Here is a 15855-nt window from a genome sequence, read left to right as displayed (position 1 = left end):
TTTCCGTTTTTATTTCAATTTCCGTAAGTCGGATGGTCTTTAAATTGCTCTGTTTCGGTGCTCAAATGGCTACCAATGAAAAGATAAAGCGAGTTTTCAATTCGCGTTATCGATTGTTAAACGAAGTTAGCAGAAAATTTTGACAAAGTCAAATGATTATTCAATATACAACTCACCACGATGTGGTTTTAAAGCATCACGTATTGGTTTCATTTCAATTTCATCAACTACCATAAACGCAATGCTGTGCATGGGTGATAATTCTTGATAACCAGTAATGTTTAGATTTGTGTCTTGAAGTGCTATAAATTCTTTTAAATGTATCTCGTGGTGTTGTGCTATTTTTAAAGCATCAGGACCTCTAAAATCCCAAATTAGTTTTAATTGTCTCATTATTTTTTAATTATTGAGGTACCGTTTTCTACGTAGTTTTTAAAGTTAACTAAGTACTTTTTACTTTGTTTTTTAAATGCTTTGGGCATTAAAACAAGCATTATTCTTGAAGTGAAATTTCTTGGTAAAAATTGATTATGACTAATCCACTTTGTAGTATCATCATCTATAATTTCAAAGAAATTTTGCTGCACGTTATGCATCATTTTAGTATCAAAATTAAAATGAATAGAATGATTATCTTTTCTGTGGGTAACACTTTCGGTAAGTTCCATTTTTCGCTTACCAAATTGATAATTAAGTTGAATAGTAGAACCTATTTTTCTTGGTGTACCAGAGATATGCGCAAAACTAATTAAGCCTTCTTGCCAATGCTTCATGCTATCTAGGTTAACAATTTCTGTAAAGCAAGTAGTAATAGGTTTATTAATTAGTATTTCAGAAGTATAACTTAGCATCAAATTTCAATTTCTAAATTAAAGTATAAAAAAAAAGCGATTGAAAAAATTTCAATCGCTTTTATTATACAAAATACCAGTATTGTAGGATTAACTACAATAATACTTTAATGGTTTTGGTCATATCTTTTGTTTCTAAAACTACTATATAGATGTTGTTTTTTGGTAGATCTAATGCGTGTTTGTATGAATTGTTAACCTGTATGTTTGCGTTATTGTCAACAATTTTCCCTAAAATGTCGTAAACTTTGATGTTTAAATCTCCATTGTAATTATTAATCAATAACTCATTAGATATAACTTTTATACTAGCGTTTTTAATATTGTTGTCTGTTGTGCTAAGTGTAGGCGAATAAGTTTCAAAAGAAGTAAAAGCTACATCATCGCTTCCTTGGTTTTCAGATACGATTACAATTCCATAACCTTCATCTGAATTATAAGCTGTATTACTTAAATAAAAGCCTACAAAATCAAAACTATCTGAAGAGGATAAACCTAAATCTGCCCAATTAACAGATAGTGTAAAACTAGCTTGAGTTGTAGATGCTAAAGTTGAATTGGCTGTGTTGATATAGTTTAATCCATTATTACCGATAGCTCCAGAAGCGGGTATTTCCCATAAACCACCAAAACCTGTATTTACAGCTATTGCATAATCAACTTCAAAACCTGTAGGAAAATCGACAGTAGAAGCAAATCCGCCACTATCTCCGTTAGATATAGCTGTTCTTAGTCCGTCTCCATTGTCATTAACTTGACTGTCTATTGCATTTCTACCTCCAGATTTGGTGTCTAAGTATAGTACAAAAGCATCATTAAAATCTGCTCCGCCTTTTGTGATAGTAAATGTTACTGTTGTGACATCATGACTAATAGTCATACTGCTTAGACCTATTGGACCTCCAAACCCTGTATTTCCGTTTCCGCTATAAGATTGTTGTCCATAACTTGTTGATGATGCTAAAAGTGATAAAATAAAAAGTAAATATGTTTCATGTTATAAATGTTAAATTTTTATAAATATATTATTATAATGGTTAAAAAACAAGAATACCTTTAACTCAAACGTTTTTGTGTTGATAAATAGTTAATTTAAATAGTTTATTCACTATTAATTAATACTAAAAAACTAGCTACTAGCGTTACCTTTTTAAACTTGTGTAATTAGGTAATATTGCTATTTTTGCATGTACTTCAAAAAACAAGTCTCAATTCATATGAAATCAAGACATTTAATTGCTTTAACAGTCATAGTTTTTTTAGCATTTTGTAAAGTCAATGCGCAAGAAAAACAAGTTCTATTTACAGTAAACGAAACACCTGTTTATGCTTCAGAATTTGTAAGAGTTTATAAAAAGAATTTAGAATTGGTTAAAGATGAGTCTCAAAAAGACATAGATAATTACCTTGATCTTTTCATAAAATATAAATTAAAAGTAACTGAGGCTAAAGCTTTAGGTTTAGATAAAAAACAAGCTTATTTAAGAGAATTTGAAAGTTATAAAAGACAGCTTTCATCCAATTTTTTAAGTAATAACGAGGTTACAGAAAAGCTTATAAAAGAAGCTTACGATAGATTAACCCAAGAGATTGATGCGCGTCATATATTAGTTAAAATAGACAAAAACGCTCCAGAAGAACAGCTTAAACAAGCTAAAGACGAAATTATTAAGCTAAGAAATAGAGTGTTAGAAGAAGGCTTTGAAGCTGTTAAAAAAGACATACATAACGGTCGTACGCTTTTTGCAGAAGAGTTAGGTTATTTTACTGCATTTAGAATGGTGTACGAATTTGAAACAGCAGCTTATAATACCAATGTAGGCGAATGGTCACAACCTTTTCAAACACAATTTGGTTATCATATTGTCTATGTTAACGATAAAAGAGAAAATAGAGGAGAAGTAACAGTTGCTCATATCATGCTTACAAATAAGGATGGTCAAGATTCTGAGTCTCAAGAAGAGCGTATTAACGATATTTATAAACGAATTAAGCAAGGAGAAGACTTTGAAGCGTTAGCAAAACAGTTTTCAGAAGATAAAAGCTCTAGCAAAAAAGGAGGTAGATTAAACACTTTTTCTGCAGGACAATTAAGCTCAGAGATTTTTGAAGAAAAAGCTTTTGGTTTAGAAAGAAAAGGAGAAATTACAGAACCTTTTAAAACAGAATTTGGCTACCATATTGTTAAGTTAATAGACAAAAAAGGATTAGCTACTTTTGAGGAGATGGAAAACGAGCTAAAAGCTAAAGTAAAAAAGGATTCTAGATCTGTTGTTATAAACAACTCCAGAATAAACAATTTAAAAGAAAAATATAATGTAAAAGATAATCCAGAAGCTTTGCGTTACTTTACTTCAATTTTAAATGAAAATTACTACCAAAGATCTTGGAACACACCAGAAAATTTTGAAGGTAAAAAGGTGTTATTCACTATAAATGATAAAGAAGTTACCTATAAAGAATTTGCAGATTTTTTATATAATACACAACGTCGTAGACAAGCTAGACAACCATTTGATAAACTGGCAGCAAGCAACTACAAAATGTTTTTAGAGTCTAAACTAATACAATATCAAGAAGAAAATTTAGAGTTTGAAAACGAAGAATACGCACATATTTTAAACGAATATCGTGACGGACTTTTATTATTTGATTTAATGGAGTCTAAAGTTTGGAATGCTGCTAGAGAAGATAGTATTGGGTTAGCAAATTATTATAAACAACATCAAGATAAATACTTTTTTGATACTAGAGCAGATGTTATAATAGCATCTTCCGTAAACAAAAAAGACATAAAAAAAGTAGCAAAAATGTTAGAAAATAATACTAGCATAGATGTTATAAAACAAAAAATAAATTCAGAAAAAAATATTAGTGTAAGCTTTATAAAAGATACTGTTACAACTTCTCATCAAGCATTGCCAAAAGGCTTTAATATGCAAAAAGGCACATCTAAAGTCTTTAAGCACAACGACGCTTACAGTGTTGTTAAAGTTAATACGGTATTACCCAAAACACAAAAAGCTTTTGAAGAAGCAAAAGGAAATGTGATTAGCGATTTTCAAGAGTATAAAGAAAAAAAGTGGTTAGAAGAGCTTTCTAATAAATACAAAGTCAAGCTTAATAAAGACGTTTTAAAACAAGTAAAACAGGATTTAAATTAATACATATTTGAAGCAATATATATACATAGCAATAATTTTATGCCTCTTTCAATCTTGCGACTATTTTAGGTCTACAGAGGAAGAAGAAGCTATAGCTAGAGTTAATGATGTTTATCTTTTTAATGAAGATTTAAAAAAAGCATTGCCTGAAAATCTTTCGGTAGAAGACAGTACAATTTTTGCAAATAATTTTATTAATCAATGGGCAACCCAACAACTGTTGGTACAAGGAGCAGAAGTTAATTTAAGTGATAAAAAATTAGAAAAGTTTAATCGTTTAGTTCAACAATACAAAAACGATTTATATAGTAAAGCATATTTAGAAGCTTTGGTTGCTAAAAACTTAGATACCGTAGTGTCATTAGAAGCTGCATCTACGTATTACGAAAGCAATAAAGAAGCCTTTAAATTAAACGAAAATTTAATCAAATTTAGATACATAAACGTAGAACCAAATCGTTTAGATTTAGAAGACATAAAGAAAAAGTTTAAACGATTTAATACTAAGGATAAGAAAGAGTTAGATTCGATAGCAATTCAGTTTAAATCCTTCACTTTAAACGACTCTGTTTGGATTAGATTAGATCAAGCCATCAATAAAATTCCAGTAGTAACTATTGAAAATAAAGACGAATTGTTAAAAAAATCTAATTTTATACAACTCAAAGATTCATTAGGACTATATTTGATGCAAATAAACGACGTGTTGTTGCGCAACAGTACAGCACCGTTAGAATACGTAAAGCCAACTATTAACCAGATTGTTATCAATAAACGCAAACTGGAATTAATAAAGCAATTAGAAAAGGATATTAAGAAAGATGCCATTAACAACAAACAATTTGAAATTTACAATTAAAAACAAAGCGTTACATATATTAACGTTTTTATTTGCAGTAGCTAGTACCAGTGTAGCACAAGAAATTATAGACGAAACAAAACCAGAAGTAAGCAAAGATACTGTTACAGATTCTGGTGCAACTAAAATAGATGGTGTAGCTGCAGTAGTAGGAGATTACATAGTTTTAGATAGCGATATTGATAAAACCATGTTACAATTAAAAGCACAAGGTGCATCCTTAGCAGGTGTAGATCGTTGTCAGTTATTTGGTAAACTTTTGGAAGATAAATTATATGCCCATCAAGCAATACAAGACAGTATTGAGGTTAATGATGCGGAAATTAGATCTAGAGTAGACCAACAAATCAATCAATTTTTGCAGCAAACTAACGGAAGCATGGAAGAGCTTTTAGAGTTTTACAGAAAAGATGACGAAGTTAGCTTTAGAGAAGAAATGTTCGAAATCAATAAAAGCAACATGCTAGCTACTGAAATGAAAAAGAAAATTATTGATGAAGTTGAAGTGACACCAGAAGAAGTGCGTCAGTTTTTTAATAAAATTCCAAAAGAAGAACGTCCAACTTTTGGAACAGAACTTAAAGTAGCACAAATAGTTATAGAACCTAAAGTATCTGATGAAGAAGTACAACGTGTTATAGATCGATTAAACGAATTTAAACAACAAGTAGAAGAAGAAGGAAAAAGTTTTACCAGTAGAGCTGTTCTATATACAGAAGACGGTGGATCTAAGAAAACAGGTGGACTATATACTTTAGACAGAAGTAAACCACGTATGGTAAAAGAGTTTAGAGAAGTTGCTTTTTCATTACAAGAAGGACAAATTTCAGAGCCATTTAAAACAGATTATGGTTACCATATTATTTATTTAGAAAAAATTAGAGGTCAAGAATACGATGTACGTCATATTTTATTAATGCCTAAAGTGTCTGAAAAAGAAATAGAAGAAGCTAAGAAAGAGTTAGAAAAAGTAAGAGAGCTTATTGTTAGCGGAGATATGACTTTTGCAGAAGCAGCAAAAGAATTTAGTGACGAAAAAGAAACTAAATTTCAAGGAGGGCAATTAATAAATCCACAAACACAGGATTACAATTTTGAGCTAACAAAAATGGACCCAGAATTATATGGGCAAATCCAAGAATTAGAAAATAACGAAATTAGTCCTGTTATTACAGACCAAGATCGTACAGGAGCTATTAAGTTTAAATTAGTTACGGTAACAGATAGAATAGATGAGCATGTAGCAGATTATGCACGTGATTATTTAAAAATTAAAGAACTAGCCTTAGATGAAAAGCGTATTAAAGCAATCGAAGATTGGCTAGAAGAAAAAATAAACGAAACATACATTAAAATTAGTGGTTCTAACAGAAACTGCGATTTTAAAAGCAATTGGTTAAAAAAATAAAACATACATGTCAGACGTAACTGCAGTAAAAAATCTAGTCTCAAAATATAATAGCTTAAAACAAGAAGTAGCCAAAGTAATCGTTGGTCAAGACGATGTAGTTAACCAAATATTAATTTCTATATTTTCTGGTGGTCATGCCTTATTAATAGGTGTACCAGGATTAGCAAAAACATTAATGGTTAATACTATTTCTCAAGCATTAGGATTAGATTTTAAACGCATTCAGTTTACGCCAGATTTGATGCCAAGTGATATTTTAGGTAGCGAAATTTTAGATGAAAATAGACAGTTTAAATTTATTAAAGGACCAATATTTTCTAATATTATTTTAGCAGACGAGATTAACCGTACGCCACCAAAAACACAAGCAGCACTTTTAGAAGCGATGCAAGAAAGAGCAGTAACTGTTTCTGGACATCATTACAAATTAAACTTACCATACTTTGTATTAGCAACACAAAACCCAATTGAGCAAGAAGGAACCTATCCATTACCAGAAGCACAATTAGACCGTTTTATGTTTGCTATTAATTTAGAATATCCAACTTTTGAAGAAGAAGTGCAAGTGGTAAAAGCAACAACAACAGATGCCAAACCAACAGTCAATGCACTATTTACAGCACAAGAAATTACAGATTTTCAGCAATTAATTAGACGTATACCTGTTGCAGATAATGTTATAGAATATGCTGTAAAAATTGTTGGTAAAACAAGACCAAATAGCAATGCAGCTTCAGACTTAGTAAAGCAATACGTAGATTGGGGCGCAGGACCAAGAGCATCACAAAATTTAATTTTAGCAGCAAAAACACACGCTGCTGTAAATGGTAAGTTTTCACCAGATATAGAAAATGTACAAGCTGTTGCAACTAGTATTTTACGTCATAGAATGATTAAAAATTACAAAGCAGAAGCAGAAGGTGTTACTATAGAAGAAATAATTAAAGATTTATTTTAACCATGAGTTTGAAAAAGTTTTTAATCCCTTTAATTTTATTACTCCTTGGTTTTGGATTAACAATTGTTGGTGCTTTATTTAAAATACAACATTGGCCATACGGAAATGTAATTTTAACCATCGGGACTTTTGTAGAGTTTGCTGCACTTTTTTATGCTATTATTGTACTAATTAAGATTTACCGCAATAAGTACTAAAAACTCTTTACTATATTTTGAAAGCGATTACAACATATAAAAACCGTGTTTTTGGTTTAGATGTTGTAAGAGCAGTCGCTATTTTACTTATACTTTGTTCACACTCTACAATTTTATTGTTTCCAAATTCTGCAGCTACAGGACTAAGATTTATCCAGTTTTTTGGTACAATTGGAGTAGACATATTCTTTGTCTTAAGCGGGTTTTTAATAGGTACAATTCTTATAAAACATATAGAAAACAAACATACTAAACCCAAACATATCTTACAGTTTTGGATAAGACGTTGGTTACGTACATTACCTAATTACTACTTAATTTTACTAATAAATATAGGGTTAGCTTTTTTTTATAAAAATGAAATCCCAAACCAGTTGTATAAATATTTCTTTTTTCTTCAAAATATCTTTGATGAAATGCCTGATTTTTTCACAGAATCTTGGAGTTTAACTATTGAGGAATTTGCTTATCTTTTAGGACCAATATTATTAATGCTTTTTGGTTTAATCTTTAAAAAGCTTAATAAATGGATGTTTTTATTAATGACTACTTTAGTGATAATGTACTTCATTGTAAATAAGCTAATATTTCACTATAGTTATACAAATATTCCTCATGATTTTAACTGGAGTCATTCGCTACGTAAAGTAGTTTTTACTAGAATAGATAGTATTTACTTTGGATTTTTAGGTGCATTTATTAGTTATTACTATGCTCAGTTTTGGTCCAAAACTAAATGGTTTAGCTTTGGGTTTGGTAGTGTATTATTTTTAGGACTCCATTATTTCATTTATAAAAATCAGTTGCAACCAAATCAGTTTTCTTTCTTTTTCAACGTTTGGTATTTACCATTAGTTTCAATAAGTATTTTATTGTTTTTTCCTGTGTTTTCAACTTGGAAAACCAAACAAGTAAATTTTGTGACCAAAATAAGTTTATGGTCATATTCATTGTATTTGGTTAATTATTCTATAGTGCTATTAACTCTAAAACATTTTGTAAGTCTTGAGCATAGTTCAATACTTTTCAAATTAATTATGCTAATAATTTTTTGGAGTACCTCTTTTATGTTGTCTTATATTTTATATGCTTATTTTGAGCGTCCTATCATAGAATTTAGAGACAATCTAAATAAATAACAACTTCCTTATTAAGCATAATATTGTTAATTTATTATTTTAAAGCTGTTCAAATTATTGTTATTATAAAAATTGCATTAAATTTTGATTATATATTGAAAATAATTTAGTATTTCTCTCTTTTTGTTATACATTTTCTATCTTCTTTAAGATTTCTTACTTTTGCAAAACTTTAAATTGCCTATTCTATAATTGCAATTTTCAGTATAACTAACACTGAATATATTTATATGAATACTTACAACGACTACCTTAAAGAAATTGAAGCTCGTAAACTTCAAGGATTACACCCTAAGCCTATTGATGGCGCAGAATTATTAAGCGAAATTATAACGCAAATAAAAGATGAAAATAACGAGCATAGAAAAGATTCTTTAAACTTTTTTATATATAACGTTTTACCAGGTACTACAAGTGCTGCACGTGTAAAAGCAGACTTTTTAAAAGAAATTATTTTAGGTGAAACTAAAGTAGAAGAAATTACTTCAGAATTTGCTTTCGAGCAATTATCTCACATGAAAGGTGGACCATCTGTAGAAGTACTTTTAGATTTAGCTTTAGGTGAAGATAAAGCAATTGCTGAAGCTGCAGCTAAAGTATTAAAAACACAAGTATTTTTATACGAAGCAGATACCGAGCGTTTAGAACAAGCAATGAAATCTGGTAGCGCGATTGCAAAAGAAATAATCGAGAGCTATGCACAAGCAGAATTTTTCACAAAACTTCCAGAAGTTCAAGAAGAAATTCAAGTCGTAACTTATGTTGCTGGAGTAGGAGATATTTCAACAGATTTATTATCACCTGGAGCAGATGCGCACTCAAGATCAGATCGTGAGTTACATGGTCAATCTATCTTTGAGCATAACAAAGACATGCAACAAGAAGTGTTAGCTTTAAAAGAGCAACATCCAGATAAGCGTATTATGCTTATTGCAGAAAAAGGAACAATGGGTGTAGGATCATCTCGTATGTCTGGTGTAAATAATGTGGCATTATGGACAGGTATTCCATCATCACCTTATGTACCATTTATCAATATTGCACCTGTAATTGCAGGAACAAATGGTATTGCACCAATCTTTTTAACTACAGTTGGTGTTACAGGAGGAATCGGAATTGACCTTAAGAACTGGGTAAAACAAAAAGATGAAAACGGTAACACTATTGTTGATGAAGATGGTGAGCCAATTTTAAAAGAAGTATACTCAGTTAAAACAGGAACTGTTTTAACAATAAATACAAAAGAGAAAAAATTATATAACGGAGACCAAGAATTAAAAGATATTTCAACAGCATTAACTCCGCAAAAAATGGAGTTTATTAAAGCGGGAGGGTCTTACGCAGTGGTTTTTGGTAAAAAATTACAAACTTTTGCATGCAAGGCTTTAGGTATTGATATTCCACAGGTATATGCACCATCTAAGGAAATATCTATAGAAGGTCAAGGTTTAACTGCAGTAGAAAAAATCTTTAATAAAAACGCTGTAGGTACAACACCAGGAAAAACATTACATGCAGGTTCTAATGTTCGTGTAGAGGTAAATATTGTAGGTTCTCAAGATACAACAGGTTTAATGACGTCTCAAGAACTAGAGATGATGGCGGCTACTGTCATTTCTCCAATCGTTGATGCTGGTTACCAATCTGGATGTCATACAGCTTCAGTTTGGGATGACAAATCAAAAGCTAATATTCCGCGTTTAATGAAATTTATGAACGATTTTGGATTAATCACAGGTCGTGATCCAAAAGGACATTACCATGCTATGACAGATGTAATTCATAAAGTATTAAACGATATCACTGTAGATGATTGGGATATTATAATAGGTGGAGATTCGCACACACGTATGTCTAAAGGTGTTGCTTTTGGAGCTGATTCTGGTACTGTAGCTTTAGCTTTAGCAACTGGTGAAGCAACTATGCCAATTCCAGAATCTGTAAAAGTTACCTTTAAGGGAAACATGAGAAGTTTTATGGACTTCCGTGATGTGGTACATGCTACACAACAGCAAATGTTAAAGCAGTTTGATGGCGAAAACGTATTCCAAGGTCGTGTTATCGAAGTACACATTGGTACATTAACTTCAGATCAAGCCTTTACATTTACAGATTGGACTGCAGAGATGAAAGCGAAAGCGTCTATCTGTATTTCTGAAGAAGAAACTTTAATAGAATCTTTAGAAATTGCAAGAGATCGTATCCAAATCATGATAAAGAAAGGTATGGATAACGAAAAGCAAATGTTACAAGGTTTAGTAGATAAAGCAAATAGTAGAATAGAAGAGCTAAAATCTGGTGCTAAACCAGCATTAAAGCCAGATGCAGATGCTAAATATTATGCAGAAGTGGTTATCGATTTAGATGAAATTGCAGAACCAATGATTGCAGATCCAGATGTAAATAACGAAGATGTATCCAAACGTTATACGCACGATACAATTCGTCCGTTATCATTCTATGGAGGAACAAAGAAAGTAGATTTAGGTTTCGTTGGATCTTGTATGGTACATAAAGGTGATATGAAAATTTTAGCGCAAATGCTAAAAAATATTGAAGCCCAACACGGTAAAGTAGAATTTAAAGCGCCATTAGTAGTAGCGCCACCAACATACAATATTGTAGACGAGCTTAAAGCTGAAGGTGATTGGGAAGTATTACAAAAGTACTCAGGATTCGAGTTTAACGATGATGCACCAAAAGCAGCTGCACGTACTAAATACGAAAACATGTTGTATTTAGAGCGTCCTGGTTGTAACCTTTGTATGGGTAACCAAGAAAAAGCTGAACCTGGAGATACAGTAATGGCAACATCTACACGTTTATTCCAAGGTCGTGTTGTAAAGGATGCCGATGGTAAAAAAGGTGAATCATTATTATCATCAACACCAGTTGTAGTATTATCAACTATTCTTGGTCGTACGCCAACTATGGAAGAATACGAAGCTGCAGTAGATGGTATTGTATTAACTAAATTCAAACCATCTCAAAAGCAATTAGTAATGGCGTAATAGTCATAATAATTTATAATGAAAAGCCCGAATTTTTAATTCGGGCTTTTTTTTGCTTTTCAATTTAATAATGAAATTAATTGGTAATTGGTATTATTAACCTTTTCTTATGATAAAAATGAAAGAATTTTATTAAATTAAAAATCTATAAAAATGATAGTATTTGGACTCAAATCATATCATTTTTTTTAATAAATTTAAGACAAACAAAAAAAACAAAACTTATGGCATTTGATATTGACATGATTAAAAAGGTATATAGCCAAATGGCAGAACGAGTAGACGCTGCTCGTGACGTTGTAGGTAAACCTTTAACACTTTCTGAAAAGATTTTATACAATCACCTTTGGGACGGAACACCAAAAACAGCTTTTACAAGAGGTAAAGATTATGTAGATTTTGCACCAGACAGAATTGCTTGTCAAGACGCAACAGCACAAATGGCATTATTGCAATTTATGCAAGCCGGAAAAGATAAAGTAGCAGTGCCAACAACGGTACATTGTGATCACTTAATTCAGGCTAAAGATGGAGCAGAAAAAGATTTAAAGCATGCTAACGATGTAAGTAAAGAGGTTTTTGAATTTTTAGAATCAGTTTCTAACAAATACGGAATTGGCTTCTGGAAACCAGGAGCAGGTATTATTCACCAAGTGGTATTAGAAAATTATGCGTTTCCTGGAGGAATGATGATTGGTACAGATTCTCATACCGTTAATGCTGGTGGATTAGGTATGGTAGCTATTGGTGTTGGTGGTGCAGATGCTGTAGACGTAATGGCAGGAATGGCTTGGGAACTTAAATTTCCTAAGTTAATAGGTGTTAAGTTAACAGGTAAATTGTCTGGTTGGACAGCACCAAAAGACGTTATTTTAAAAGTTGCTGAAATATTAACTGTAAAAGGAGGTACTGGCGCAATTGTAGAGTATTTTGGTCCTGGAGCAACATCTATGTCTTGTACAGGAAAAGGAACCATTTGTAATATGGGAGCAGAAATAGGAGCTACAACTTCTACTTTTGGATATGACGATTCTATGGAGCGTTATTTACGTGCAACAGATAGATCTGATGTAGCAGATGCTGCAAATAAAGTGCGTGAATATTTAACAGCAGATCCTGAAGTATATGCTAATCCAGAACAATATTTTGATCAAGTGATTGAAATTAATTTATCTGAATTAAATCCATTATTAAACGGACCATTTACACCAGATTTATCTACTCCAGCTGGTAAAGAAATGACTAAAAAAGCAACAGATAACGATTGGCCTTTACAAGTAGAATGGGGATTAATTGGTTCTTGTACAAATTCGTCTTACGAAGATTTATCAAGAGCGTCATCTATTGCGCAACAAGCATTAGATAAAAAGCTGAAAACTAAAGCAGAATTTGGTATCAATCCTGGTTCTGAGCAAGTAAGATATACAACAGAAAGAGATGGCATTTTAGAAATCTTTGAAAAATTAGATGCTACAATATTTACTAACGCTTGTGGACCATGTATTGGTCAATGGGCTAGATATAGTGATCCTAAAAATGCACCAAAAAATAGTATAGTTCATTCGTTTAACAGAAACTTTGCTAAGCGTGCAGATGGTAACCCAAATACACATGCTTTTGTGGCATCTCCAGAATTAACAGCAGCTATTGCAATTGCTGGTCGTTTGGACTTTAATCCAATGACAGATAAATTAATTAATGAAGATGGAGAAGAAGTGATGTTAGACGAACCAACTGGATGGGAATTACCACCAAAAGGTTTTGAAGTTAAAGAAAACGGTTATTTAGAACCAAGAGAAGATGGTAGTAGCGTTGTTGTTAAAGTTGCAGAAGATTCTGAAAGATTACAATTATTAACACCATTTACACCAATAGGTGATTCAATAACAGGTGCTAAATTATTAATTAAAGCTTTTGGAAAATGTACCACAGACCATATTAGTATGGCTGGACCTTGGTTACGTTTTAGAGGTCACTTAGATAATATTTCTAACAACTGTTTAATTGGAGCAGTAAATGCTTACAATAAGAAAACTAACTTTGTTAAAAACCAATTAACTGGTGAATATGGCGGCGTACCAGATACACAACGCGAATACAAAAAAGAAGGTATTTGGACGGTTGTAGTTGGTGATCACAATTACGGTGAAGGTTCTTCACGAGAACATGCTGCAATGGAACCTCGTCATTTAGGTGTTGCTGCTGTAATTGTAAAATCTTTTGCACGTATACACGAAACAAACCTTAAAAAACAAGGTATGTTAGGTTTAACGTTTGATAATGAAGCCGATTACGATTTAATACAAGAAGATGATACATTTAACTTCTTAGATTTAAATGAATTTGCGCCTAATAAACCACTTCATATTGAAGTCGTACATTCAGACGGAAGTAAAGACACTATTAAAGTAAATCATACGTATAACGAAGCTCAAATAGAATGGTATAAAGCAGGTTCTGCTTTAAATTTAATTGCAGCTCAAAACGCATAGTTTATTTAATCAAGTAATAAAAAACTCCTGAATATTCAGGAGTTTTTTGTTTCATCTATTTTAAAATGAAATCTGTTAAACCAAAATTATCTTTAAGTAATATTCTGTTTGGGTTATTTATTGTTTTAATGATTATCCCACAATCAAGACAGTTTATACAAATCCAATTACAAAAAGGCTTGTCTGTATTTTCTCCTAGTATAGAAGATGAAGATGAACGAATCCAGCTGCAAACTTACCAATGGACTTTACAAGATGTAAACGGTAATATTTATGACTTTTCTTCAGCTAAAAATAAAGTAGTATTTATTAATTTTTGGGCAACTTGGTGTCCGCCATGTATTGCAGAAATGTCTGACTTAGATCAACTTTATAGCGATTATAATAATAAAGTTGAATTTTTATTTGTAACCAATGATGATAGCGAAAAAGTGAAAGCATTTTTGACCAAAAATGGTTATAGTTTAGAGGTGTATTATCCAATGTCAAATCATCCAGATTTTGAAGTGTCAAGTATACCCCGTACTTTTTTAATTGATAAAAACGGTAAGATTGTTATTGATAAAACAGGAGTTGCTAATTGGAACGGAGATAAAGTTAGAGCAACTTTAGATAAGCTTTTAAACGATTAAAGCGTTTTAAAAAAAGCTTTAATAAAACTGAAACTAAATAACGACCACATAATTTTAATATCTTCTATTAATGAAGATTCTTCATCTAAAAATTTAAACATAGTTGGTGTGCTATTTTTACTGTAAAATTGTTTAAAAATCCATTCACCTTTTTCATTATTATCTTTTAAAACTTGTAAAAATACTTTGTCGTAAAATTTATACTTGTTTTTAAAAAATCCGTTTGTGGTTGGTTGATTGGTTTTTATATTCTCAATAATTTTTGCAACTCTTTTTTCTGTGAGTTTAAAAGAGTATCCCGTAGAAGGTTTTACCCAACCGCCAGCTGTACCAATTTTAGTGATTTTTGATGTGTTAAACGATTGAAAATTAAAAGTTGTCATTGGTATTTGACCAACTTCAGTTTCAACAATATTATAATTATTAATGTTTAAATATTCTGAAATATATTGCTTTAAATAGTTGTCGTAGTGGTCACTTTCTACAATATTTTCTGTAAAATATGTGAATTCTATTAGCGCTTTATTTTTTGTATGCGGTAATAGATACATAAAGGTTGTTTGATTATTATCTTTTAATCGATAATCCATCATTGTTAAGCTGTTTTCATTAAAAACATCGTTTTCAGCTTCTATAATCCAGCCTTTAAAATGTTGTATTAAAGTTGTGGCTTTTTCATCTTTAAAAAACGCGTCTGGAATCCGACTATCAAAAACATGATTTGTCGTATAGTTGTTTGTTTTGGTTGTGACTTCAACTATTTCTTTTTCTTTAACCGAAGTCACGGTTTCCACCAAAAATGTAATATTGTCTTGCTGATTGAGTTGAGCTTTAGCTTCCGCATAAAAGTCTATTGCACGTATAGATTTATAAGTATAAGGTTTTAGATTTAAGCTTATTTTTTGGTTTTCTGCATAGATAGTTGCATGTTGCCAGGATTGGTAAGCTAAATGACTAAAAGTGCTATTGTTTTGTTCCCAAAAACTCCAAGTTTTATCATTTTCAGTTTTAGTAGAAGCGTCTATTAAAGCAATGGATTTATGATTAAAATATGAATCCTTGGCAAAAGCTAAGGCTAATTGAAGTCCAGCTAAACCATTGCCAACTATGATATAATCATAATGTTTTTGAGACATTTAGT

Annotated in this window: 13 protein-coding genes; 9 read left to right on the top strand and 4 right to left on the bottom strand. The window is 31.2% G+C overall.

Features of this window, described 5'->3' with window-relative positions; all coding sequences use genetic code 11:
• Positions 1 to 156: 156 nt before the first annotated feature.
• From WA340_RS03330 to WA340_RS03320, 3 genes are all read right to left on the bottom strand, one after another.
• Positions 157 to 393 (bottom strand): hypothetical protein, encoded by a 237-nt coding sequence (locus WA340_RS03330; protein ID WP_336127267.1) that lies wholly within the window; start codon positions 391 to 393, stop codon positions 157 to 159.
• Entirely contained in the window at positions 393 to 851 is a 459-nt protein-coding gene (locus WA340_RS03325; protein ID WP_336127266.1) for an SRPBCC family protein, read from the bottom strand. Before WA340_RS03325 ends, WA340_RS03330 begins: the two co-directional genes overlap by 1 nt.
• A gap of 94 nt (positions 852 to 945) precedes the next feature.
• Positions 946 to 1731, bottom strand: coding sequence for a T9SS type A sorting domain-containing protein (locus WA340_RS03320; RefSeq protein ID WP_336127265.1), 786 nt, complete (start codon positions 1729 to 1731; stop codon positions 946 to 948).
• A gap of 337 nt (positions 1732 to 2068) precedes the next feature.
• Between WA340_RS03320 and WA340_RS03315 the strand changes: the two genes are divergently transcribed.
• The 9 genes from WA340_RS03315 to WA340_RS03275 all read left to right on the top strand — a co-directional run bounded on the left by WA340_RS03315 (position 2069) and on the right by WA340_RS03275 (position 14714).
• Entirely contained in the window at positions 2069 to 4015 is a 1947-nt protein-coding gene (locus tag WA340_RS03315; RefSeq protein WP_336127264.1) for a peptidylprolyl isomerase, read from the top strand.
• A gap of 7 nt (positions 4016 to 4022) precedes the next feature.
• Positions 4023 to 4874, top strand: coding sequence for a peptidyl-prolyl cis-trans isomerase (locus WA340_RS03310; protein WP_336127263.1), 852 nt, complete (start codon positions 4023 to 4025; stop codon positions 4872 to 4874).
• Positions 4837 to 6282, top strand: a complete 1446-nt coding sequence (locus WA340_RS03305; RefSeq protein ID WP_442920764.1) for a peptidylprolyl isomerase — start codon at positions 4837 to 4839, stop codon at positions 6280 to 6282. Before WA340_RS03310 ends, WA340_RS03305 begins: the two co-directional genes overlap by 38 nt.
• A gap of 7 nt (positions 6283 to 6289) precedes the next feature.
• Positions 6290 to 7243, top strand: coding sequence for an AAA family ATPase (locus WA340_RS03300; RefSeq protein ID WP_223076434.1), 954 nt, complete (start codon positions 6290 to 6292; stop codon positions 7241 to 7243).
• Between the two features lie 8 nt (positions 7244 to 7251).
• Positions 7252 to 7440: a GldL-related protein gene (locus WA340_RS03295; protein ID WP_244906288.1), complete on the top strand. Its 189-nt coding sequence runs from the start codon at positions 7252 to 7254 to the stop codon at positions 7438 to 7440.
• Between the two features lie 17 nt (positions 7441 to 7457).
• The gene (locus tag WA340_RS03290; protein ID WP_336127261.1) at positions 7458 to 8579 is read left to right on the top strand and encodes an acyltransferase family protein; all 1122 of its coding nucleotides are present in this window, start codon (positions 7458 to 7460) and stop codon (positions 8577 to 8579) included.
• Between the two features lie 230 nt (positions 8580 to 8809).
• A complete protein-coding gene (locus WA340_RS03285) occupies positions 8810 to 11590 on the top strand; it encodes a bifunctional aconitate hydratase 2/2-methylisocitrate dehydratase (RefSeq protein WP_336127260.1) in 2781 nt (926 codons plus the stop codon).
• Positions 11591 to 11814: 224 nt separating this feature from the next.
• Positions 11815 to 14082 carry an aconitate hydratase gene (locus WA340_RS03280; protein ID WP_223076437.1) on the top strand — a complete coding sequence of 756 codons (2268 nt, stop codon included), beginning with the start codon at positions 11815 to 11817 and terminating at the stop codon, positions 14080 to 14082.
• 65 nt (positions 14083 to 14147) lie between these two features.
• Positions 14148 to 14714 (top strand): TlpA family protein disulfide reductase, encoded by a 567-nt coding sequence (locus WA340_RS03275; protein ID WP_336127259.1) that lies wholly within the window; start codon positions 14148 to 14150, stop codon positions 14712 to 14714.
• Here WA340_RS03275 and WA340_RS03270 read toward each other — a convergent pair.
• The gene (locus tag WA340_RS03270) at positions 14711 to 15850 is read right to left on the bottom strand and encodes a lycopene cyclase family protein (RefSeq protein ID WP_336127258.1); all 1140 of its coding nucleotides are present in this window, start codon (positions 15848 to 15850) and stop codon (positions 14711 to 14713) included. The two genes, WA340_RS03275 and WA340_RS03270, sit on opposite strands and share 4 nt — an antisense overlap.
• Positions 15851 to 15855 lie beyond the last annotated feature (5 nt).

The sequence above is a fragment of the Mesoflavibacter sp. CH_XMU1422-2 genome (assembly GCF_037029245.1).
Classification (GTDB): Bacteria; Bacteroidota; Bacteroidia; order Flavobacteriales; family Flavobacteriaceae; genus Mesoflavibacter; species Mesoflavibacter zeaxanthinifaciens.
The sequence above is the reverse complement of the archived record's forward strand: the minus strand, read 5'-3'. Positions and strand labels throughout refer to the sequence as shown.

Coding starts and splice junctions, on each gene's coding strand:
- WA340_RS03330 (WP_336127267.1), bottom strand. CDS start 393: ATGAGACAATTAAAACTAATTTGGGATTTTAGAGGTCCTGATGCTTTA.
- WA340_RS03325 (WP_336127266.1), bottom strand. CDS start 851: ATGCTAAGTTATACTTCTGAAATACTAATTAATAAACCTATTACTACT.
- WA340_RS03320 (WP_336127265.1), bottom strand. CDS start 1,731: ATGACTATTAGTCATGATGTCACAACAGTAACATTTACTATCACAAAA.
- WA340_RS03315 (WP_336127264.1), top strand. CDS start 2,069: ATGAAATCAAGACATTTAATTGCTTTAACAGTCATAGTTTTTTTAGCA.
- WA340_RS03305 (WP_442920764.1), top strand. CDS start 4,837: ATGCCATTAACAACAAACAATTTGAAATTTACAATTAAAAACAAAGCG.
- WA340_RS03300 (WP_223076434.1), top strand. CDS start 6,290: ATGTCAGACGTAACTGCAGTAAAAAATCTAGTCTCAAAATATAATAGC.
- WA340_RS03285 (WP_336127260.1), top strand. CDS start 8,810: ATGAATACTTACAACGACTACCTTAAAGAAATTGAAGCTCGTAAACTT.
- WA340_RS03280 (WP_223076437.1), top strand. CDS start 11,815: ATGGCATTTGATATTGACATGATTAAAAAGGTATATAGCCAAATGGCA.
- WA340_RS03275 (WP_336127259.1), top strand. CDS start 14,148: ATGAAATCTGTTAAACCAAAATTATCTTTAAGTAATATTCTGTTTGGG.
- WA340_RS03270 (WP_336127258.1), bottom strand. CDS start 15,850: ATGTCTCAAAAACATTATGATTATATCATAGTTGGCAATGGTTTAGCT.